Source organism: Pseudomonas sp. Mn2068 (genome assembly GCF_049319725.1).
Classification (GTDB): Bacteria; Pseudomonadota; Gammaproteobacteria; order Pseudomonadales; family Pseudomonadaceae; genus Aquipseudomonas; species Aquipseudomonas gingeri.
The window spans coordinates 524,894-549,246 of sequence record NZ_JBMOUG010000001.1 but is presented as its reverse complement, the minus strand read 5'-3'; the positions used below and the strand labels follow the sequence as shown (position 1 = coordinate 549,246).

The following is a 24,353-nucleotide window of genomic DNA, read 5'->3' as shown; positions in this document are numbered from 1 at the left end:
TTAAGAATTTATCAAACCTTCTGCCAGGTCCCGCAACATCCGCCGCCGGCACTCGCGGTCCTGCTCGCCACTGCCGGCACAGGCCAGGGCCCAGACACGGGTGGCGCCGACGCAGATCCCGGCATAACCGGCGGCATCGTTATCGGCGAAGATGCCCGCGGCCATGTGGGCGTAGGCCCGGCTGTTGGCATCGGCGAAAGCCGCCGCGTTGGCTTCGGTGCTGAGTTCGGCGTAGTAGTCGGCGTAGCCCCGGGCATCGCCGAAATGCTCGGCGATCATGGCGGTGTTGGCCGGCGCCGTGGCGTACTCCAGGGCCAACGCATGGGCCCGGGCATAACCCGTGGCATAGGGAAAAGCCCGCCGATACAGGGCCGGCAGCAGCGGCTTGAGCGCCGCCAGCCATTCCCCGCGACGACCGTTGACTCCGAGGGCGGCGCGCCGATGCAATTGCTGCAGGGCCGCCACGCTCGCGTGATCGCTATCCTCGATGCATTCAGGCAACCGTGGCAGTACCACCTCGGCCTGCCAGGCATGGACCCGCGCAAACGGTACCGGGCCGCCAAGGTGGGTCAGCGCCGCCTGCAAGTCGTTGCGCCAGCGTTGCACCCAGTCCGCGGGTTGTCCGGCGAGCAGCACCGGGACCAGCACCCGCAGCCAGTCGGGTTGTGCTTCAAGGTGCATGCCGTTCTCCTTGCCCGTCGCTGCCGATGACCTCGGCAATCAGCCGGGCCCAGCGTCCGCCGACGATGCCGTAGTGATCGGTGTCCAGCACCCGCCATTCCAGCAGATGAGGCAGCAACCCTTGCCAGGCCCGCTGTAACTCGTCGGCCTGCCAGCCCCGGCCGACGCCGTAGGGATTGGCCTGGCTGGCGATAAACAGCCGGGCCGGGGTGTCCGCCAAGGCCGGCGGCGTGAACGTCGCCATGCTGCTCATGTTGTGTTTGCAGCAGGTGGTCAGCCGTTGCAGGTAACCCTGCATTTCCTCGGACAACCCCCGTGCGTCCGCCTCGGGCCAGCGTTGGGCGAATTCGCGCTGGAACACCGCCTCGATCTGCCGCTCATCCATTCGCGCCAGTTCGACGCCCGCGTCCGGTGCCGGCGGGTCTATCAGATACAGCCGGGGTGGCGCCAGGCCCATCTGCCCCGCCGCCGCGCACATGGCCTGGGCGACCCACGCACCGAAGGACCAGCCGGCCAGCCGCCAGCCAAAGGACTGGCGCGGGAAACGCGCCTGCAAGGACTCCAGGTAGCAGGCGGCCCGTTGCGCGAGACTGATCGGCGGCAGCCCCAGATGCTGCAACGCCGGGTCGGCGATCACGCAGACCCCCAGGGTCTCGGGCAATGCCGCCACCAGTTCGCGATAGGCCTGCACGTCGCCCCCGACCGGATGCACCAGGCACAGCCATTCCCGGCCGGCACCGGGACTCCAGATATCCAGTTGCACCGCGCCGGCCCAGTCGCTGACGCTGGCCCCAGCCCCAGCCCCGGCGGCATCGATCAGCGCCAGGACTTCCCGCAGGCTGACCTTGTGGCTGAACTGCGACAGTTGCAGGCCGACGCCCAGTCCCGACTGCACCTCGTCGATCAGGTCGAGCAAGGTCAGCGAGTCCGCGCCCAGTTCGTACAGCGAGGCATCGTCGGGCAAGGTTTCCAGGCCGAGCCATTGGCACAGGCAAGCGCGCAGGTGCCCGGCCGGGTCGACGCCGGCGGCGGCACTCTTGGCCACGGTCGCGCCAGCGCCGTGGCGACGCGGGTAAAAGGCCCGCGACGCCACGATCGAGGTGGTCGACACCAGGCACTGCGGCAGTTGCATCGCCAGGGCCAGGTCGAACACCCGGGCGCCCTCTTCGACCGACAGGCCGAGCGCCAGGTGACGTTGATGGGCTTCGTCGCTGGAGGTGACGGCCGTGGCCATGCCGCGGTCGCGCCAGATATCCCAGTTGAGGCCCAGGCGCACGCAGCGTCCCGCCTGCGCACGGTAATGGGCAAAGCCATCCAGCACGCCACTGGCGGCGGCATAGTCCAGATGCCCCGCACCGCCGAACACCGCCGACATCGACGAGCAGTACAGGACAAAGCCCGGAGCGAGCCGCGCGATCAGCGCTTCCACCGCCAGCATGCCCAGGGTCTTGGCGGCCATGGCCGAATCCATCTGCCGCGCATCGCGATGGCGGACCAGGCCGCCGGCACCGACGCCCGCCGCATGAATGACCCCGGCCAGTTCGCCATGACGCTCGGCGAGCTGTTCGAGTACCGCCGGCCAGCGGGCCAGATCGGCGATATCGGCCTGCAGGTTGTCGATACGCTCACGGTAGGCCAGCAGGTTCGCTGGCAGTTCGCCCCGGCGCGAGATCAGCACCATCCGCCGCCCTGGCGCTTGCAGCAGGTGTTCGCAGAGGCTGCTGCCGATTCCACCGCTCCCGCCAAGGACCAGGAAGGTCCCGGTCAAGGGCAGCAAGGCCGAAGTTTCCGGGGCCGACGGTGCCGGGCTGGCGATCAGCCGCGGTTGCCACAGGTAGTCGCCGCGAATCGCCAGGCGCCGGGGCAATGCCGCCGGATCGCTGAGTAGCGCCGCCAGCCGGTCGGCCTGGCTCGCCCAGTGTGCCGAGGGCAGGTCCAGCCAGTGGCAGCGCAGCGGATATTCCTGCGGCAGCACTTCGCAGGCCCCGGCCAGGGCGCCGAGTTCCGGTCGCTGTACCTCGCCTTCGACCGCGCAGGCCTGCCAGGACAGCAGCCACAGGCGCAATCTTGTCGGGCGTGAGTCGCCCCAGGCCTGCATCAAGGCCGCCAGGGTGTCCAGACAGGCCCACTGGGCCGCCGCCAGGCTCTGTTCGTTCACCGCGCCGCCGACCGACAACGGCAAGGCGTGCAGCCAATCCAGTTCGGTCACTTGCGGCTCGACGACATCCGCCAGCAGCGGCAGCAGCGCCTGCGGATCACTCGGGTCCAGTTCAAAACGGTCCGGCCCCAGGCGCCGCGAGCCATTGCCGGCACGCACCTGGACCACTCGCCGATAAACGCTGCCCAGTGCATCGAGCAAGGTGTTGTCCAGGGCCTCGTTGGCACAGACCACCAGGGTCTCGCGGCGCCTATCGGCCGGCGTGCTGCCCAAGCGGCGCACCCGCAGCCACTGGCGCTGGTGGAACCACTCCGGCAAGGGGGTGCGGGCTGGCTCCGGCGGGGTATCAGGGATCGGGGCCGGACCCTGTGCCGACAGCGGGAATCGGCAGGTTTCCAGATCGAATGCCGATGGCCCGAGGTCCCAGGGCGGTGGCGCCGAACGTTTCGGCCAGTCGATCCGGGCGCCGTCGTACCAGGCTTGCAGGATCTCCCCGGGCGTCGCGCCATGGGCCGGCCAGCGCCGGGTCGACAGCGGCACTTCGCGGATCGACGTTTCGTCCGCCACCCACGGTTCCCCCGCTCGACACGCCACGCCGTAGCGCCAACGGTGCTGGCGGCGCCCCGATTGCAGGTAGCGCAACACCGCCTCAAGGCGATGTGGGAACTGGTCCAGGTACGCCTTGATCGTCGCCATGTTGCGCAGCAGTGCGCTGCGACTCCGGGCGCTGAGCAGCAGGCACGGGATGCCGGGCGCCGCCGCCGGCTCGGCCACGGGCGCCGCGCCGACAATCACATGGGCATTGGTGCCACCGATGCCGAAGCTGCTGACTCCCGCCAGGCGGCGTCGGCCCTCGGGCCAGGGCCGCGGCTCGGTGGGAATATGGAACGGCGTGTGTTGCAGGTCGATCTGCGGGTTGATCCGGTTGAACCCCAGGTTCGCCGGCAACACGCCGTGGTACACCGCCAGTGTCGCGCGGATCAGACCTACCACGCCGGCCGCGGCGCCCAGGTGGCCGATCTGGCTTTTCACCGAGGCCAGGGCGCAACTGTTCGCCGGTGCCTCGCCGAAGGCCTTGCCCAGCGCCGCGACCTCGATCGGATCGCCCAGCAGCGTGCCGGTGCCATGGGCCTCGACATAGCCGATATCGGCGCCGCGCAGCCCGGCCTTGTCCAGCGCTTCGCGAATCACCGCGCTCTGGCCCGCCACCGATGGCGCGGTATAGCTCATCTTGTCGTGCCCATCGTTGTTCAGCGCCGAAGCCTCGATGACCCCGTAGATCCGGTCGCCGTCCCGTTGTGCCCGGTCCAGGGGCTTGAGTACCACCACGCCGTAGCCACTGGCGCCGAGGGTGCCGCTGGCATCGTCGCTGAAGGGACGGCACAGGCCATCGCGGGAGAAGATATGTTGCGGTCGGTAGCGATAGCCTTGCGTCAGGGTCGGGTCCACCAGCACCCCGGCGGCCAGCATCACATCGGCGTCGCCCTGCCTGAGCAGCGCCGCCGCCAGGTGCACGGCGATCAGCGAACTGCCGCAGGCGGCCTGCACACTCATGGCCGGGCCGCCGAGATCCAGGTGATAGGCGGCCTTGGTCGCGAGGAAATCCTTGTCGTGATGCAGGGCCATCTGGAAGGTATCCGGCAGTTCGCTCGCATCGGCCTGGCGCAGCAGTTGCTGGAAGTAGGTGGTTTCGCCACAACTGGCGATCAGGCCGATCCGTGGGCCGTCCGCCGCCGGAACGATCGCCGCATGCTCCAGGGCCTGTACGCAGGCCATCAGCAGGTGGCGCTGTTGCGGGTCCATCAGCCGTGCTTCCTGGCGGCTGATGCCGAAGTACTCGGGATCGAAATCGAACATCCCCGCCAGTTGGCTGCGGGCGCCGACCCGTCCGGCTTCGGCGTCGAAGCGCTCGATGCCCGAGGCGCCCGTCTCGACCATCGACCAGAAGGCCCGCAGATCCACGGCCCCGGCGACATTGACCGCCATGCCGATCACCGCCATGGGCGAATGGCCGTTGTCGCGCCCGCGCAGGGGTTCGACCCTGCTGGCCGGTGCTGTCGCCAGATGGGCCGCCAGTCGACGCGGGGTGACCTGCTCGAACAGCTCGGCCATGGTCACTTGCAGCTCCGGTTCCTGGTTATAGCGGGCATGCAGGCGCATCAGCCCGAGGCTGGTGGCACCGGCCTCGAAGAATGTCTGGTCCGGGCTGATCGGCCGGCCGATCACCGCTTCGAACAGCTCGCCGAGACGCTGCTCCAGCGGGTTCGACGAGGCTTCGGCTGCGACCATGGCCTGGCGTTCCAGCCGCTCGCCGAGGCCTTGCAGGGCCTTGCGGTCGATCTTGCCGCTGGGCGTGCGCGGCCATTGGTCGAGGCGTCGATAGCTGTCGATACGCACATGGGCCGGCAGTTCACGGGCCAGCCGACGGTCCAGCGCCTCGGCAGCGGGTGCCATCCCGTCCACTTGCAGGTAGGCGACCAGGCGCGGCGGTTCGGCTTCGAGGGTGACGATGGCGCCCGTCACCTCGGGGACCTGCATCAGCGTCGCTTCGATCTGCCCGAGCTCCAGGCGATGACCGCTCAATTTGATCTGATGGTCGTCGCGCCCCAGGTAATGCAGGCACCCCGAGGCATCGACCCGGGCCAGGTCACCGGTGCGGTAGAACAGGCGCGGGGCTCCCGTGGCATCGGGCAGTTCGACGAAACGGCTGGCGTTCAACCGCGGATCGCCCAGGTAGCAGCGGGCAACCATCGGCCCCGCCACCAGCAGGTGGCCCGTCGCGCCCGCTGGCAACGGCCGGTCGTGTTCATCCACCAGCAGCAGGCAGGCATTGCTCACCGCCCGGCCAATGGGCGCGCGCAGCGGCCACTCCCGTGGTGCTCCCGCCAGGCGCAGGCCGCTCACCACATGAGTCTCGGTCGGTCCGTAGTGATTGAACAGGCTCGCCTGGGGCATGCCGGCGAACCATTGTCGCAGCGCCTCGGTGCACAGCAGTTGTTCCCCCGCCGTGACCACTTCGCGCAGGCGGCTCGGATAGAGCCCCCGGCTCACGGCGGTTTCGGCCAGGTGCTGCAGGGCCACGCAGGGCAGGAACAGGCGCTCGATGCCGGCGTCCAGCAGGTAGTCCAGCAATGCCGGTGCATCCTGGCGCCAGCCGGGGCTGATCAGGTGGTAGCAACCACCACCGCACAGGGTGCTGAAAATCTCCTGGAACGAGACGTCGAACGACAGCATGGAGAATTGCAGGGTCCGTGCCCGGGCCGCCAGCCCGCCCTCGTCGCGTTGCCACTGCAAGAGGTTGCACAGCGTACGGTCCGCGACCTGGACGCCCTTCGGCGTGCCGGTCGAACCGGAAGTGAACAGCATGTACAACGGCCGTTCGCCCCGATGTGGCGTGCGGGCAAAGGGACGTGTCGGGGCATCGAGCCGCACCCGGTGGCGAGCGATGCCGTGTTCGCCGAGGCGCTCGAGGGCCGCTTCGGTCGCACGGCTGAACAACAGGCAGTGGGCGCCACACTGCCCCAGCACCTGGCGCAACACCGCCTGGGGGTAGCCGGGGTCGAGCGGCACCGCGGTGAGGTTGAGCTTGGCCAGGGCCAGCAAGGCAACGATATGTTCCACCGAAGTATCGAGGAACAGCACCACCGGCCCGGGCGCGAGGCCCAGCGCAGGCAGTGCCGGATCCTCGCGCAGGGTGGCCGCCAGGGTGTCGGCCCGTTCGTTCAGGTGGCCATAGCTCAGCCGCTGTTCACCCGCCACCAGTGCCGTGGCGTCGGGCGTGCATTGCACCTGGTACTCGAACCAGTCCGCCAGGGTGGCGAAAGGCGGCTGCCCCGCTCCACCCTGGCTGGCCGCCGGCAAACTGCGGCGATAGGGCAACAGCAGCGAATCGAGGGGCTCGGTCGGTGCCTGCAACAGCCGATCCAGTGCGCCACGGAACAGCCCGGCGGCCGTCTGCATCTGCGCCTCGGTGAAATAATCGCACTGGTATTCCCACCAGCCCGCCAGGCCTTCTGCACTGTCCACCAGCGACAGGGTCAGCGGGCACTTGGCCTGCAACGGCCCGGTGAATTCCAGGCGGGCCTGGAAACCCTCGAGTTTCGAAAAATCGGTGTTCTCCAGCACGAACATGAAGTCGAACAGCGTCTGGCTGCCCGAGAGGCGCAGGTCTTCCACCACATCCGCCAGCGCCACATCCTGATACGCCAGCACCTGGCGCACGATATCGGTCTGTTCACGCAACAGTTCGTCCAGGGCGCGAGTGCCGTCGACGGCCGTCGGGATCAGCACGGTGTTGGCGAACATGCCCACCGCTTCTTCGAACTCGGCCAGCGGCCGGTTGGACACCGGGCTGGCGATGCGTGGACGCGACAGACCGGTCAGGGCGTGCAGGGTCCAGGCGAATACACTGAACAACACTTCGAAGCGTGTCAGTCGTTGTTGCCCGCAGAAGCGTTCGAGCGCCAGGCATTGCGCCGCTTCCAGCGCCTGGCGATATTGCCGGGCCCCGGCCCCGCCGCCGTTGCGCTGTGGCAGCAACCCAGGCGATGGTTCCGGCTGTTCGCGATGGAACTGTGCCAGGGTGCGACGTTGCTGGCGGTAGTGCGGCGCAACGCTCCATTGGCCCTGCCACTGGCCGAATTCCAGCGGTGTCAGGCGATTGCCCCGGTCGCCCGTGGTGCGCCCCTGGAGAATGTCGGTGTAGAGCATCTGCAGATCGTCGAACAGCAGGTTCAGCGACCAGCCATCGACCACGCTGTGGTGCAGGTGCAGAAGCAGTCGCGCGCTGCCATCGGCGAATGGCAACAGCCAGGACTGGAACAGCGTGGGGCTGCCCAGGTCGAACGGCGTGGCAAATACCAGCGCGGCGAACGCCTGCCAGTTGTCTTCGGTGAACTGGCCGCGGGCAAAGGTCCGGCAGTTCGCTCCCTGTGCGGCGACCACCTGGTCGAGCCCGTCCGGCCCGGACTCGAATGCCGTGCGCAATGCCGGGTGGCGTGCCACCAGTTGCTCCAGGGCCGTGCCCAGGGCCGCCAGTTCGATGCCGGCCGGCAGCCACAGTACCAGTGGCACGTTATAGGCGGTGGACGTCGGCTCGCGCTGCTGCAACAACCACAACCGGCGTTGTTCGGCGGTCGCCGGCAGGCGTCGCGAGGTGCTCGGCGCTGGTGCCGGCGGATACAGCGCGGGATGCGCCCGCGAACTGACCAGGAGCTCGGCCAGGCCGGTGAAGTTTTCCTCCAGCAACTGCGCCATGCTCAGTTCCACCTGCCACCGGCGGCGTACCGCCGAACGCAGGCGCAGGGCCTTGAGCGAGTCGCCGCCGCTGCGCAACCAATCGTCCTCGCCGCCCAATCGTGGCTGGCCCAACAGTGCCCGCGCCTGCTCCAGCAACCATGACAACGCTGGTGTTTCCTCGCCCGCCGTGGCCTGTGACGCCCGCCATGGCTGACCACCCTGCTCCAGCAAACGCGCACGGTCGACCTTGCCATTGGCGGTCAGCGGCAGGCGTTCGAGCAGAAACAGCTGCTGCGGACGCATGTAGGTCGGCAGTTGCGCCCGCAGGTGGGCGTCGAACCCGGCAGGGTCCAGCTCGTCGCGGGGCACGATAAAGGCCAGCAACTGGTGGTCCTCGGCGGCCTGGCGACGGGTGCAGACATAGGCCTGGGCCACGCCGGGATATTCGAGGATGCGTTGTTCGACCTCACCGGGTTCGATACGGAAACCACGCACCTTGACCTGACGGTCGACGCGGCCGATGTACTCGATCAGGCCCGCTTCGTTCTCGCGGACCCGGTCGCCGCTGCGGTAATGCAGCAATGGCTGGCCATCGGCGCCGGGCAAGGTGACAAAACAGCGCGCCGTCTCCTCGGGCCGCTGGCGGTAGCCGCGGGCCACGCCGCTCCCCGTCAGGTACAGCTCGCCCACCGTTCCCAGGGCGACCGGCCGTTGCTGCTCGTCGAGAATCCGTACCCCGGTGTCGGGCAAGGGGCGACCGATCGGCACCGAGGTCCCTTCGAAGTCGCGGGCGATCGGCTGGCACAAGGCGAACGTGGTGCACTCGGTCGGCCCATAGACATTGAAGATGCGGCAGGCGCTGTGCGGGTTGGCCCGGTACCAGTCGCGAACCGCCACGGCGCTGATCTGCTCGCCACCGATCAACACCTGGCGCAGGCTGGCAAAACAGCGCGGATATTCCTGGCTCAGGGTGTTGAACAACGACACCGTCATGAACAGTGTCGCCACCGCCTGCGTCTCCAGCACCTGGGCCAGGCGCCGCGCATCGAGCAGTTCGTCATCGGCGATCATCACGCAGGTGCCGCCATTGAGCAGCGGTGCCCAGAGTTCGAAGCTGATGGCATCGAAGGCCGGGTTGGACAGGCAGGCAAAGCGCTCGCCAGGTCCGATCTCGATGTAGCCGCCGGGCTGCACCAGGCGCAAGATCCCGCGCTCACCGACTTCCACCGCCTTGGGCGTCCCGGTGGAGCCCGAGGTGTAGAACAGGAAACTCACCTCGGCAGGCGTCCTGGCGAGTGGCAGTGCGCCCAGCGCCGGAGTGTCCAGCAAGGCCGCCACTTCGGCTTGCCACGGGCTGGCCGGCAGATCGGCGAAAGGCTCGTCCACCAGGAGCCCGACGCAGGCGCCGTCCTCCAGCATCCGTACCCGCCGTGGCGCTGGACTGGCACGGTCCAGCGGCACCACCACGGCCCCGGCCTTCAAGGCACCGAGCAGCGCCGCCAGCCAGCGCCAGGACCTCGGCATGCACAGCGCCAGGGTCTGTCCGGGGCGCACGCCACGCGCCAGCAAGCCCTGGGCGATCCGTTCGCTGGCGGCTGCCAGTTCGCTGTAGCTTAATTGTATCTGCCGGTCGATCACCGCCAGGGCCTGGGGCGATGCCGCCACCTGTTGGGCAAAACGCCCGAGCAGGGTCGCCGGGGCGGTGTGCTGCACCCTGCCTGGCCGAGCACTCTCTTGCTGAAGAATGTCCATTACGCCTCCTGCGTCAAAGATTCAGCCGGCAAGGTCGCCGCGGATGCCCGCCCCGGGCCATCGAACCGCTTCAGTTCCTGTTCGAGGGTCCTGGCGACACGGCGCATTTCCACGGTCTCCAGCATGTCCCAGTGACCGCCGTTGACCAGCTTCGCCAGGTAGCCATCGCCAGCCCGGCGGCGCCAGAAACCGCGCAGTCCATGGAGCTGGGCACGGCTGAAACCCTCGCGTGCCTGGATCAGCACCACCCGCCCGGCCCTGGGTTGGCAGACGTAGTCCGCCACGGCCATGCGGTTGTGGTTGTAGATATGGAAATAGCGTTCGACCTGGGCGTCTTCGATGCCGGGGTACATGCCGTTGAAGCGCACCAGCTTGTCGCGGAACTCGGCCATGTTCACCGGGGCCATGTGCTGCCGGTAGGCGGCATTGTCCGAGCCCTGGGTATCGAGCAGCACCACGGTGACCTGCCGATGTCCCGCCGCTGTCAGGCGCCGGGCCATTTCGTAGGCCACCAGCCCGCCGAACGACAGCCCGGTGAGAACCAGGGGTTGCGTGACCAGCGGTTCGATCAGGCGCAGATAGGCCGCGGCCATGGCCTCGACCGTCGGTTCGGCGGCCTCGCCGGGATTGAGCCCCGGCGACTGCACGCCATAGACCCCCACCGACTCCGCGAGGACCTTGGCCAGCGACAGGTAGCAGAACGCCGTGCCGCCGGCGGGATGGATGCACACCACATTGCGTTGGCCGTCACCCCGACGGAACTCGATCAGGTTGCTCCGGGCCGCTGCCGGGTTGGCCCCCGAGCGGATCCAGCCACCCAGCGCCTCGATGCTCGGATGGCCGATCACCACGCGGATCGGCAACTCGATGCCGAAGGCCTGGCCGACCTGGTGGGCCATCTTGATCGCCGCGATGGAGGTGCCGCCGACATTGAAGAAGTTGTCGCGGATGCCGATCTGCGGGGCCAGCAGCAGGCCCTTCCAGATCTGATAGAGCTTGAGTTCGATATGGTCGCGCGGGCTGGACAGGTTGACCTGGCGGCTGGCCAGGTCCTGGTCGGCCAGGGCCCGCAGCGCGTCGCGGTCGATCTTGGCATTGGCGGTCAACGGCAGTTCTTCCAGCCACAGGTAGGCGGCAGGCAGGACCTGGCTCGGCAAGGTGCCGGCCAGGTGCGCATGCACCGCCGCCTCTTCAGGCCGCGCGCTCATCGACACGCTGCAACAGGCCACCAGTCGCTGGTTCTGCGCGGTGTCGCCGACCATCAGCACCACCGCGCGGCGCACGCCGGGAAAGGCTTCGAGTCGTGCCTCGATCTCGCCAAGTTCCAGCCTCACGCCACGCAGTTTGACCTGGAAATCATTACGGCCGAGGAATTCCAGCTGGCCGTCCGGGCGATAACGCGCCAGGTCGCCGCTGCGGTACAGGCGCTCGCCGGGCACGAACGGGCTGGCGATAAAACGCTCCTTCGTCAACGACTCCAGTCCCAGGTAACCCCGCGCCACGCCTACCCCGCCAATGTGCAGGTGGCCGCTGACGCCCACCGGCACCGGTGTATCGTGGTCGTCGAGCACATACAGGCGGGCCTGGGCAATGGGCCGCCCGATGGGCAGTTGCCGTGCCGGCACCTCGGCACCGGGCTCCAGGGTCCAGAGGCTGTTGATCACCGTGGTTTCGGTGGGACCGTAGACATTGTGCAGCCGCGCGTGGGGCAAGACCTGCTGGAAACGCCGGGCAATCGACGGGGTCAGCTCGCCGCCGCCGCAGAACACATCGCGCAGGTCGACACAATCGCCGACCTCATCGACATCGAGGAACAGTTGCAGCATCGCCGGCACGAACACCAGCGCGCTGATCCGCTGCTCCCGCGCCAGCCGGACCAGGTAGGCCGGCTCGAGATGCCCGCCGGGGCGCGCCAGCACCAGCCGTCCGCCCGCGGCCAGCGGCCAGAGCAGTTCCCAGGCCGAGGCGTCGAAACCGAACGGGATCTTCTGCAGCATCGCCGAATCCGCCCCCTCGCCACAGACCTGCGAACACCACAGCAACAGGTTGCTCAAGCCGCGATGGGCAACCATGGCGCCCTTGGGCAGGCCGGTGGTGCCGGAGGTGTAGATCACGTAGGCCAGGTGCTCGGGGGTCAGGCCGACCGCGCCTGGATCGGGATTGTGCGCGGGCTGCCCGGCCCAGATCGGCGCGTCGCTGTCGAGGTCGAACACCGGTACTTCGCGACCCGCCTCGGCGAAGGCGGCACCCAGCAGGTCACGGGTCGAGCCGTGGACCAGCGCCACCAGCGGCGCGCTGTCCGCCAGCATGTGGCCCAGGCGCCCGACCGGATAGGTCGGATCCAGCGGTACATAGGCGCCCCCGGCCTTGAACACGGCGAGAATCGCCACCGGCAGTTCCAGCGAGCGTTCCAGGCAGACCGCGACACGCACGTCCGGCCCCACGCCGAGGCCGCGCAGATGATGGGCCAGGCGGTTGGCGCGGCGGTTGAGTTCGCCATGGTCGAGGGTGGCGGACTCGAACAGCACCGCGCCATCCCGTGGCGCACTCGCCGCCCGGGCCTCGATCAGGTGATGGACGCAACCGGGGACCTGGGCCAGGGGCGCGCTGTGGTTCCAGTCGACGACGATCTGCTCGCGCTCGGCCTCGCTCAGCAGGTCCAGGGCGCCAATCGGTTGCTTGGCATCCTCGGCGACCTGTTCGAGCAGGCGCCGGTAGTGACCCGCCAGGCGCTCCACGGTGGCGGCATCGAACAGGTCGGTGTTGTACTCCACCGTCAGTTGCAGGCCGTTGCCCTGCTCCACCAGCTCGAACGCCAGGTCGAACTTGGCCGTGGCGCTGCTGGTGCCATGGGGCGCCAGGCTCAATCCCGGCATCTCGACGGCCGCGCCCGGCGTGTTCTGCAACACCAGCATCACCTGGAACAGCGGCGAATAGGCGGTATCGCGTTGCGGGTTGACCGCCTCGACCACCCGCTCGAATGGCACGTCCTGATGGGCATGGACTTCAAGCATGCGCACACGGGTTTCGCGCAGCAGTTCGGCGAAGGTCTGCCCCGGTTCCAGGCGGTTGCGGATCACCAGGGTATTGACGAAATGGCCGATCAGCGGCTCGATTTCCGCCCGCCCGCGGTTGGCGAACGGCGTACCGATGGACACGTCCTGCTGGCCGCTGTGGCGCCACAGCAACACCGCCAGGGTCGCCATCAAGACGTTGAACAGCGAGCCCTGGGTCTGTCGCGCCAGGTCCTGCAATCCGCGCAGGGTGGCGCCGTCGAGGCGGCTGTGGCAGGTCGCGCCGGCATAGCCCTGCACCCGTGGCCGCGGCCGATCGGTGGGCAGGGTCAGCAACGGCGGCGCATCGGCCAGGGTCCGGCGCCAGTAGTCCAGTTGCTCCTGCAAGGCCTCGCCACCGAGTTGCCGTTGTTGCCAGCAGGCGTAATCGGCGTACTGCACCGGCAAGGGCGCCAGGCTCGACGACCGGCCCTTGAGGTAATCGCCGTAGAGGGTCACCACTTCGCGCAGCACGATAGCCATCGACCAGCCATCGGCGATGATGTGGTGCAGGTTGTACAGCCACAGGTATTCCTCGTCCGCCAGTTGCAGCAGCGAGGCCCGCAGCAGCGGCCCGCGGGCCAGGTCGAAGGCGCCACGGGCATCCCCGGCCAGCCGTTCCCGCACCTGCGCTTCGCGCTCCTCGGGCGACAGGCCGCGCAGGTCGCTGACCGGCAGCGCCACGGGCTGGTGCGGATGCACCACCTGGCACGGCTCGCCATCGACATGGGCGAAGGTTGTACGCAAGACCTCGTGGCGCCGTACCAGCTCGTTCAGCGCCCGTTCCAGCACGGCGACCTCGAGCCGGCCCCGGAGCATCACCGCGTTGGGGATGTTGTAGAACGGATTGCCCGGCTCCAGTTGGTCGAGAAACCACAACTGTCGCTGGGAAAATGACAGCGGCAGCGGCGTCAGGCCCTCTGCCCGCGGGGCAATGCCGTCGCCTGCGCCCAGCAACGCGATCAGCGCCTGCTTGTGCTGCTTGAGTGCCAGCAGCAGGTCCTCGCCGAGGAACCCCTTGGGCGCCTTGCAGCGCAGCTTGTCGCCATCGACCTCCAGGCTCACGCCATGACGACTGAACAGGTCCAGCAACTGATGGGCATTCATACTTCGATCTCCTCCATGTCGCTGTCGTCATCCGTGCGGGTCGTGGCGAAGGCCTCCACCCGGCTGTTGCGTTGCTCGCCGGCAGCGCGCAGGCCGCCGACCATCGAATAGACCAACTGATGACTCGGCCCCAGGTCGAACAGCGCCGGCAGCGACTGTTCGTCGATCGAGCCCATGCCGCACAGGCCCAGGCCCTGCTCTGCCGCCGTCATGGTCAGCAACTGCGCCATGGCACCGGCCTCGATATGGCAGAAATCCCGGCTGCGCTCGCCGTAGAGCGGGCGGATGGCCGCCAGGTCGGCGATCAGGAACAGTGCGAACGCGGCGTCTTCATACACCGGGCGGTTGACGAAGTAGTCGTAGGTGTCGGGGTCCAGCCGCGAAGCTTCGCCGAGCGCTTGCAACTGGTGCCGTACCGGGTCGTAGTAGAAGGCGCCGCCGGGCACACCGTGGATCCGCGTCGGCTTGATATACAGATAGGCCTGCAGCGGATAGAGCCCGCCGGCCGAGGGGAACTGGTACTTCACTTCGCCGTCCAGCTGCCCACGCGACAGTCCGGCCAGCCAGTGGGCGAATGCCGCGGTCGGGATCGGTTGCGGGTCGTAGCGGCGCACCGAACGGCAGTCGCTGAAGCGTCGGCTGAATCCGCTGTCCTCGGGCAACGCCAGGGCCACCGCCGGCAACGGCCGGGAAAAGCGCCGCCGGCCATGCTCGTCGGCCTTGAACTGCTGGCGCAGTTGCGGGTCTTCGATCACCTCGACGGTCTGCGCGAGCGGTGGCTGGATACGGCTGACCAGTGCCTGGTGCTCCAGGCTGCGCCGGTACAGTTCCAGCAGGTTGGCCAGGGTCGGCTGGGCCAGCAGTTGCGCCAGGTGCGGGCGGAACTGCAACTCGGCGGACAAGGCGTTGCTGATCCTGACGATATCGATGGAGGTGGCGCCCAGGCTCAGCAGATTGGCGTGGCCTCCAATCCCGTCGCGCTTGAGCAGTGCCTCGACGATCGCTACCAGGCGCTCTTCCCGCGGGCCTCGCGGCTCCAGCACGGGGCCGCTGTCCTCGTTTATCCGGGGTTCCGGCAGGCGGCTCTTGTCCACCTTGCCGTTGGCCGAAAGCGGCCAGTTTTCCAGGAAAGTAAAGGATGTCGGCACCATGTAGGCCGGCAGCTTGTCCGCCAGGTAGAGGGAGAAATCCCCGGCCTGCAGCTGGGTATCGCTCTTGATCAGATAGGCCGCCAGGCGCTTTTCGCCGTGCTGCTGGCCGAGGATGCGCACCACCGCGCTGTGCACGCCGGGATGGCGGTTGAGCACGGCTTCGATTTCGCCCAGTTCGATGCGATAGCCCTGGACCTTGACCTGATTGTCCTCGCGCCCGAGGAATTCGATATTGCCGTCCGGCAGCAGGCGCCCGAGGTCGCCGGTGCGATACAGGCGTTCGCCGGTCAGCGGATGGGCGAAGAAGCTGGCGGCGCTCTGTACCTCGTCGCGCCAGTAGCCTTTCGCCAGGCCGACACCACCGATATACAACTGCCCGGGCACCCAGGTCGGGCGCTGTTGCAGCGCCTCGTCGAGGACATGGAAACGCTGGTGATCCAGGGCCTTGCCATAGGGAATGCTGCGCCAGTCGGGGTCGACCTCGCCGATCGGGTAGCAGATCGACCAGATTGACGCCTCGGTGGCGCCGCCCAGGCTGATCACTTCGATGGCCGGCTGCAACGCCCGCGCCCGGTCGGCCAGGTTCAGGGCAATCCAGTCGCCGGACAGCATCGCCAGGCGCAGGCTGGCCGGCAGCGTGCCGCCCTGGTTTTCCACCGATTCCAGCAACAGCCCGAGCAAGGCCGGCACCGAGTTCCACAGGCTGACCCGGTGGCGTTCGATCAGTTCGCGCCAATGCAGCGGATCGAGGGCCTGGCGGTGATCCAGCAGCACCACCGCCGCGCCCGCCGCCAGGGTGCCGAAGAAGTCATACACCGACAGGTCGAAACTCAGTGACGAGACCGCCAGGACCCGGTCCCGCGGGCCCACGGCAAAGCGCCGGTTGATATCCAGCAGGGTGTTCACCGCCCCGGCGTGATCGATGACCACGCCCTTGGGCAGGCCGGTGGAGCCCGAGGTGTAGATGACATAGGCCAGGTCACCGGGCCCCGTCGCCACCGCTTGCAGCTCGGGGCCGATGTTCTTGTCAGTGTCGCTCTCGTCAGTGTTGCTTTCGTCGATGTCGCTCACGGTGATGATCGCCACTTGCGACGACCATTCGCCGCCCACGTCCAGGCCGGGCTGGGTCAGCACCCAGCGGGCTTCGGCCCGTTCGAGGATATGCCGCACCCGCTGTTTCGGCAGCGCCGGGTCGATGGGCAGGTAGGCGCCGCCGGCATACAGAATCGCCAGGGTCGCCACCACCTGCTCCCAGCCCCGCTCCGTCATCACCGCGACCAGTTGGTTGGGCACCACTCCGCGCGCCTGCAAACGGGCACCGAGCTGGCGCGCCTGTTGCCGCAACTGTCCGTAGCTCATCTGCCGCCCTGGCGCGATCAGCGCCGTCGCGATCGGTGTCGCCAGCGCCTGGCGCTCGAACAGCTCATGCATCAACGGCGCCGCGGCCGGGGCCGGCAGCGGTGCCGGCAGGCAGGCCCGAGGCAGCAACTGCGGGGTGCTCGCGTTCCAGGCCTGGGGGTCGAGCAGGCGATCGAGCAGTTCGTTGTAGGCGTCGAACATCTGTCCGATCAGGCCTTCGGGAAACAGTTCGTCGATGCTGTCCCAGTTGAACAGCAGGCGCCCCTCCAGCTCCAGCAAGGTATGGTCGATCCACACTTGCGGGGTCTGGGTGATGCTGTGCACGTTCTCGGCTTGCAGGGCATCCGCCAGGTTGTATTCGGCCTGTTGCGCGGCAGCTTCCGACAGGGTGCTGTTGAACACGATGGGAATCGCCGTCTGCTGGACCCCGCGGGCCTGGGACAGTTCGCGCAGGACCCGCACGCCACTGACCACCGCGTGGTCGATGTCCTGCCAGAGTTGTTGCTGGATCGCCCGGGCCTTGTCGGTGAAGCCCTGGTTGCCGTCGATGCGTACTTCCAGCAGCACCAGCGAGGTGAAGTCGCCGATGATGCCGTCGACATCCGGGTGCAGCGGCAGGCGATTGAACAACGGCAGGCTGAGGGTGAAGCGCGGCTGGCGACTCCACAGCGCCAGGACCTCGCAGAAGGCGGTCAGCAATACCACCGAAGGCGTCACGGCAAACTGCTTGGCCAGGGCCTTCAGTCCTGCCCAGTGCTCGGCCGGCAATTGCCGGTCACGCCGGGTGAAGTGCGGCGCCGCAAGGCTTTCCGGCTGGCGCACCAGCGGCAGGTCCGGGGCCGGCGCGAGGTCGCCGACGCGTTCGCGCCAGTACGCCAGCGCCCGTTCATAACGCACGCCGCCACGCAGTTGGTATTCGGCCAGCACATAGTCGCGAAAGCCCAGGCCCGGCACCGGCAGCGCCCGTTGCGGCTCGATGTAGCAGGCCATCAGTTCGCGGGCGAGGATCTGGCTGCTGGCGGCATCGACGATCAGCGCATCGAGGCTGATATGCAGGTGGCTGATGCCATCGTCGAGCAAGGTCAGGCTGAACTCGAACAGCGGCCAGCGACTGGCGTCCAGCACCTGGTGGGACAGGCGCTGGCGGTTGTCCGCCAGGGCCCGGAGCGCCACATCGGCCTCCAGGCCGCGCAGGTCGAGGCTGGGCAGGCGGTAGACCGGCACCTGCGCCAGTACCTGCTGGGTGCCGTCGCTGAGAAACACCGCACGCAACATGTCATGGCGTTCGATCATCCGGTTCAGCGCCTGCTCGAAGCGGGCGCTATCGAAATCGCGGATGCGCAGTTCCTCGTAGCCGTGGGCGCTGACGCCGCCGAGGCTGACCGTGGCCTCGCGGCCGAACCAGTAGGCCTGCTGGATATCGGTGAGGGGAAACGGCTGATGGCGGCCAGCGAGGTCCGGCTCGATCACGCTGAAGGCCGGCTCGGCCTCTATGCGCTCGTCACGGCTGGCGCGGACCGCGGCGATCAGCTCACCCGGCGTCGGTGTCTTGAACAGGCTGCTCAGGGACAGTTGCGCCGCCATCCGCTGGTTGATCGCGTAGACCAGCCGGGTGGCCAGCAGCGAATGCCCGCCGAGGTCGAAGAAGTTGTCCCGCAGGCCGACCCGCTCGCAGCGCAGGACTTCGGCCCAGATCGCCGTCAGCTGGATTTCATCCTCCGCCAGCGGTGCCATATAGTCGCTGCCGGACAGCCGTTCCGGCGCCGGCAAGGCACGGCGGTCGAGCTTGCCGTTGCCGGTCAGCGGCAGTTGCGCCAAGGTCACCCAGGCGCTCGGGATCATATACTCGGGCAAATGCCGGCGCAGTGCGTCGCGCACTGTCTCGACACTCGCCGGGCCGACGATGTAGGCTACCAGGCGTGGGTCTCCCGGTGCATCCTCGCGCAGCAGCACCGCGGCTTCCAGCACGCCCGGCTGCTGGTGCAGCAGGCTGTCGATTTCCCCGAGTTCGACGCGGAAACCGCGCAGCTTGACCTGCTGGTCGATGCGTCCCAGGTACTGCACATTGCCATCGGCCAGCAGTCGCGCCTGGTCGCCGCTGCGGTACATGCGCGCCCCCGGCTCACGGCTGAACGGATCGGGCAGGAAGCGTTCGGCAGTCAGTCCCGGCTGGTTCAGGTAGCCCCGCGCCAGGCAGGCACCGGCAATGTACAGCTCGCCCGCCACGCCGACCGGCACCGGGTTCAGCGCCTCGTCCAGGACGTACAGCCGGGCATTGTTGATCGGCCGGCCGATGGGCGGCGCCTCGGGCCAGTCGTCGGCCTCGGCGCAGGCCAGGCGGAACTGGCTGACCACATGGGTCTCGGTCGGCCCGTACTGGTTGTACAGGTGCGTGCCGCCAAGGCCCAGGACAAAGGCGCGCAACTCGTCGTTGATGCGCAGGGCTTCGCCGGCGGTGATGATATCGCAGCCGCCCGGCGGCATCGGCGCGTCGGCCGGCGTCAGGCTGGCGACCTGCTGCAACACCGCGAACGGCAGGAAGGCCCGTTGCACGCCGGCTGCCACCAGGGTCGGACGCAGGGTGGCGAGGTCCTTGCGCTGCTCTTCGCTCAGCAGCACCAGGCAACCGCCCTGGCACAGGGTGCTGAAGATTTCCTGGAACGACACATCGAAGTTCAGCGAGGCGAATTGCAGTACCCGTTGCGGGACCGGCGCTTCGCCCGTGGCCTCGGTCAGTTGCCAGTCGATCAGGTTATCCAGGGCCTGGAGGGTATGCGCCACGCCCTTGGGCCGACCGCTGGAACCGGAGGTGTAGAGCACATAGGCCAGGTGGGCCGGAGTGATCGCGACGACGGGGTTGTCGCTCGGCTGGCTCGCCCAGCGTGCCTGGTCGCTGTCCAGGCAATACAACGGCAAAGCCGCGACGCTGGCCGGTAGCTTGTCCCGCTGTTGCGCGCTGGTCAGCAGCAGGCTGGGCGCCGCGTCGCTGAACATATAGGCCAGGCGTTCGACCGGATAGGCCGGGTCGAACGGCACATAGGCGGCCCCTGCCTTGAGGATCGCCAGCAGGCCGATGATCATCTGTGGCGAGCGCTCCAGGCTCAGGCCGACCCGATCCTCGGGACCGATGCCCTGCCCGCGCAGGAAATGCGCCAGGCGGTTGGCCGCCGCGTTCAGCTCGGCGTAGCTCTGCTCCGCCGCGTTCCAATACAGCGCAGCGGCCTGCGGCGTCGCCGCCACCTTGGCCTCGAAACGGGCGAGGAAACCACTTTGAGGAACCCGCACGGAGTCGCTGCGCTGCCATTGTTCGCGCAGTTGCCGGTGTTGCTCCGGGCTCAGCAGATCGAGGCTGGCGACCGCTTGTGCGCTGTCGGCGACCATCTGCTCCAGGATCCGACGCAGGTATTCGCCAAAACCGGCGACCGTGGCCGCGTCGAACAGCCCCGAGGCGTACTCCAGGCCACCGACGATCTGTCCGTCACGTTCGCTCAGGGCCAGTTGCAGGTCGAACTTGGCGACAGTCTGTCGGCTCGCCACCGGCTCGATTTCAAGCCCCGGCAGTGCCCATTGCGCATGCTGCACCTGCTCCCAGGCGAACAGCACCTGGAACAGCGGGCTGTGGGCCAGGCTGCGCGGCGGATTGAGCAATTCGACCACCTGCTCGAACGGCAGGTCCTGATGTTCCTGGGCCTGCAACGCCACCGTGCGCGCCTGCTGCAGCCACTGGCCGACGCTGGGGTTGTCGGACACGTTCAGGCGCAGGGCCAGGGTGTTGACGAAGAAACCGATCAACGCCTCCAGCTCGCTGTTCGGGCGGTTCGCCGAAGGCACGCCGATCACCACTTCGGCCTGTCCCGACAGGCGTGCCAGCACCAGCGCCCAGCCGGCCAGCAGGGTCATGAACAGGGTCGTGCCCTGCTGCCGGCTCAGGGCCTTGAGGCCCCGGGTCAGTTCCTCGTCTAGTACCAGCGGCACCACGCCGCCACGATAATCCTGCACCGCCGGACGCGGGTGATCCGCCGGCAGCTCCAGCAGCACCGGGGCACCCGCCAGGGTTTCACGCCAGTAGCGGCTCTGCCGCTCCAGCACCTCGCCGGTCAGCCAGCGACGTTGCCAGGCCGAGTAATCGGCGTATTGCAGGGCCAGTTCCGGCAACGGGTCGTCGCGGTCCTGCAGTGCCGCCGTGTACAACTGCTCCAGCTCGCGGGTCAGCACACCCATCGACCAGCCGTCCGAGACGATATGGTGCAAGGTCAGCAGCAACAGCTGGTCGTCCTCGTCCAGGCGCACCAGGCAGGCGCGCATCAGCGGCCCGCGCTCCAGGTCGAACGCCCGGGCACCCTCCTCGTCCACCAGGCGGGCCAGGCGCTCCCCGGCAGGATCGGCGCCGTCGAGCGTCAGTCGCTCAAGCTTCAGGCCCTGTCCGGGAGGGGCAATCACCTGGCGTGGCTCGCCCTCGACGCTGATAAAAGTGGTGCGCAGCGCTTCATGGCGCGCTACCAGTTGATTGAGGCTGCGTTCCAGCGCCGGCACCTGCAGGCGGCCGCGCAGGCGCAGGTTCAGCGGCATATGGTAGGCGGCGCTGCCGCCGTCCATCTGCGCCAGGAACCACAGGCGCTGCTGGGCGAACGACAACGTTTGCGTGGCGCCGCGCTCGACCCGCTCGATCGGCGTGTGCGCAGCCTCCCGGGCATCGCCCAGGCGCAGGGCGAAGTGTTTCAGTTGCGGGGTGGCGAACAGGACCGAGGCGGCGATTTCCAGGTCGAGGTTGCGGCGGATCCGCGCAATGACCTGGATGACCAGCAGGGAATGACCGCCCAGGGCAAAGAAGCCGTCGTCACGCCCTACCCGCTCGATACCCAGGACTTCGCTCCAGATCCGCGCCAGCTCGGTTTCCAGCGCTCCTTGCGGCGCTGCATAGTGTTGCTGGTCGAAGGCCATGGCATCCGGTGCTGGCAACGCGCTGCGGTCCAGTTTGCCGTTGGCGGTCAAGGGCAAGGCTTCGAGGCGTACGAAGGCGCTCGGCACCATGTAGTCCGGCAGGCTCAGGGCCAATTGCGCGCGCAACTCGCCAGGGCCGAGGCGCCGTTCGCCGACCTCGCGGTAATAGGCCACCAGCCGCGGCTCGCCAGGGCTGTCCCTGCGCAGCAGGACCAGGCTGTCGCGCACGCCCGCGACCTGGGCCAGGCGCGCTTCGATTTCGCCCAGTTCCAGGCGCAGGCCGCGCAGCTTGGCCTGGGAGTCGTTGCGGCCGATAAATTCCAGGTTGCCATCGGCCCGATAGCGGGCCAGGTCGCCGGTACGGTACAGACGTTCGCCGGCAACGAAGGGGTTGTCGACAAAACGTTCGGCGCTCAGTTGCGCCTGGTTCAGGTAGCCACGGGCAATGCCGGTGCCACCGATATACAGTTCGCCGGCAACACCGATCGGTACCGGGGCGCCGGCGGCGTCCAGCAGGTAGACGCGGGTATTGGCCAGCGGCCGGCCGATCGGCAGGCTGCTGTCGAGCGACGGCTGGGCCGCCAGTTCGAAGCAGGTACTGTCGATGCTGGCTTCGGTCACGCCGTAGGCATGGACGATCCGCACCCGCTCGCCGCAGCACTGGCGCAGTTGGCGGGCGCTATGGGCGGTCCAGGTATCCGAGCCGCAGACCACGGTGTCGAGGAAGGACAAACCCTGGCCGCTGTCCTCGGCCCAGGCCAGCAATGGATTGAGCACCGCCGGGACGAAGTCGGCGAAATCGATCTGGCTGTCCCGCAGCAGCCGGTACAGGGCCGGCGGGTCCATCAATGCCTGGCGCGGGCACAGCACCAGTTCGCCGCCGAAACCCAGGGCGCGGATCAGGTCGGCACTGAACACGTCGAAGGAAAACCCCGCCATCTGCAGGTGTCGCAGCCCCGGCCGCAGCCGGTACAGGCCTTCCCAGGCTGCACTGACCGCCAGCAGGCCGCGGTGTTCGACCATCACGCCCTTGGGCTGGCCGGTGGAGCCCGAGGTGTAGATCACGTAGGCCAGGTGTCGCGAAGTCAGTTGCAGCGCCCGCGGCTCGGGATCGTGTTCCGGGCGACCGGCCCAGCGCGGCGCGTCCTGTTGCAGATCGAGCAGCGCCGGCTTGCTCGCCATCCCGTCGAGGGCGGCGAGCAACGCTGTGCGGGCCGGGCCATGGGTCAGGACCACGGCAGGTGCGCTGTCGCTCAACATATGCGCCAGGCGCGGCAGCGGGTAGCCCGGGTCCAGCGGCACATAGGCACCCCCGGCCTTGAGTACCGCCAGCACGGCGAGCGGCATGTCTAGGGTGCGCTCCAGGCACAGGCCGACCCGCACGTCCGGGCCGACGCCCAGGGCACGCAGTTCATGGGCCAGGCGATTGGCCCGGGCATTCAGTTCGCCATAATCGAGGCTGTCGTCGCCGCAACGCACGGCCACGGCTCGGGGGTCGCGGCGCACCTGGGCCTCGAACAGCTCATGCACGCAACGATTGCCGTCGAATGCCCGTTCGGTACGGTTCCAGTCCAGCACCAGGCTGTCGCGCTCCTGGCCATCCAGCAACTCCAGCTCCGCCACCGGCCGCTGCGGGTTCACCACCATGCCGACCAGTACCCGGCGCAGGTAACCGGCGAAACGCGTCACGGTCGCCGCATCGAACAGCGCGCTGGCATATTCCAGGCCGCCGCTGATCACGCCATCCTGCTCGGCCAGGACCAGGGTCAGGTCGAACTTGGCCGCCTGATGACCGCTGCGCAGTGGCCGGGTTTCCAGCCCGCCCAGTCGCAGCGCGCCCGGCTCGGTGTTTTCCCAGGCGAACATCACCTGGAACAACGGACTGTAGGCCTGGCTGCGGGTCGGGTTGAGCTGCTCCACCACCTGTTCGAACGGCAGTTCCTGATGTTCCTGGGCGCCGAGGGTCACCGCGCGACTGCGTTCCAGCAACTGGCTCACCGTCGGAGAATCGGCCACCGACAGGCGCAACACCAGGGTATTGACGAAGAAGCCGATCAGGTCCTCGGTCTCCCGGCGCGTGCGGTTGGCGGTCGGCGTGCCGATCAGCACCTCGTCCTGTCCGGAGAGACGTGCCAGCACCACGGCCCAGCCGGCCAGCAGAGTCATGAACAACGTGCTGCCATGGTGCAGGCTCAGGGCCTTGAGTTGTGTGGTCAGGGTGGCGTCCAGCACCAGCGGTTCGAAACCGCCCTGATACGCCTGCAATGCCGGGCGTGGCCGGTCGGCGGGCAGTTCCAGCAAGGTGGGTGCCCCGGCCAGGGTGTCGCGCCAGTAGGCGCCGTGGTCGGCCTGGGGGCTCTCGGCGAGCCAGCGGCGCTGCCATTCGGCGTAGTCGGCATATTGCAGGGCCGGGGCCGGCAGCGGATCGTCGAGGTCCTGGCGGAAGGCGTCGTACAGTGCGCCCAGTTCCCGGGTCAGGACTGCCATCGACCAGCCATCGCAAATGATGTGGTGCAAGGTCAGCAGCAATACGTGTTCCTGCTCGCCAACCACCAGCAGGCGCCCGCGAAACAACGGCCCCTGCTTCAGATCGAAAGGCGCATCCGCCTCTTCACGAGCCAATGCCGCGACCCGGGCCCCGGTCTCGGGATGGCCGGCGAGTTCGTGGACCTGCCAGTCGAAACCCCGTCCGGCCCCGGCGATCACCTGCACCACCTCGTCATCGTGGGCGGCGAAGGTGGTGCGCAGCGATTCGTGACGGGCCACCAGCCGATCCAGCGCCCGCTTCAGTGCCGTGCGGTCCAGGGGGCCCCGCAGTTGCAGGCCGAGGGGGATGTGATAGGCGTCGCCGCCACCGGCCAACTGGGCGAGAAACCACAGCCGGCGTTGCGCGAAGGACGCCGCCGGCGGCAC

4 protein-coding genes are annotated in these 24,353 nt (G+C 68.2%); all 4 read right to left on the bottom strand.

What is annotated here, in order from left to right:
- The 4 genes from ACL9RJ_RS02375 to ACL9RJ_RS02360 are packed head-to-tail and all read right to left on the bottom strand — an operon-like array spanning position 1 to position 24,353.
- Positions 1–681: a hypothetical protein gene (locus tag ACL9RJ_RS02375; RefSeq protein WP_017128384.1), complete on the bottom strand. Its 681-nt coding sequence runs from the start codon at positions 679–681 to the stop codon at positions 1–3.
- The gene (locus ACL9RJ_RS02370) at positions 671–9,829 is read right to left on the bottom strand and encodes an amino acid adenylation domain-containing protein (RefSeq protein ID WP_422764825.1); all 9,159 of its coding nucleotides are present in this window, start codon (positions 9,827–9,829) and stop codon (positions 671–673) included. Before ACL9RJ_RS02370 ends, ACL9RJ_RS02375 begins: the two co-directional genes overlap by 11 nt.
- Entirely contained in the window at positions 9,829–13,989 is a 4,161-nt protein-coding gene (locus ACL9RJ_RS02365) for an amino acid adenylation domain-containing protein (protein ID WP_422764824.1), read from the bottom strand. Before ACL9RJ_RS02365 ends, ACL9RJ_RS02370 begins: the two co-directional genes overlap by 1 nt.
- Positions 13,986–24,353, bottom strand: coding sequence for an amino acid adenylation domain-containing protein (locus ACL9RJ_RS02360; protein ID WP_422764937.1), 10,368 nt, complete (start codon positions 24,351–24,353; stop codon positions 13,986–13,988). Before ACL9RJ_RS02360 ends, ACL9RJ_RS02365 begins: the two co-directional genes overlap by 4 nt.

Bases quoted from the DNA above. Each gene is read 5' to 3' on its own strand.
- ACL9RJ_RS02375 (WP_017128384.1), bottom strand. From the start codon at position 681: ATGCACCTTGAAGCACAACCCGACTGGCTGCGGGTGCTGGTCCCGGTG.
- ACL9RJ_RS02370 (WP_422764825.1), bottom strand. From the start codon at position 9,829: ATGGACATTCTTCAGCAAGAGAGTGCTCGGCCAGGCAGGGTGCAGCAC.
- ACL9RJ_RS02365 (WP_422764824.1), bottom strand. From the start codon at position 13,989: ATGAATGCCCATCAGTTGCTGGACCTGTTCAGTCGTCATGGCGTGAGC.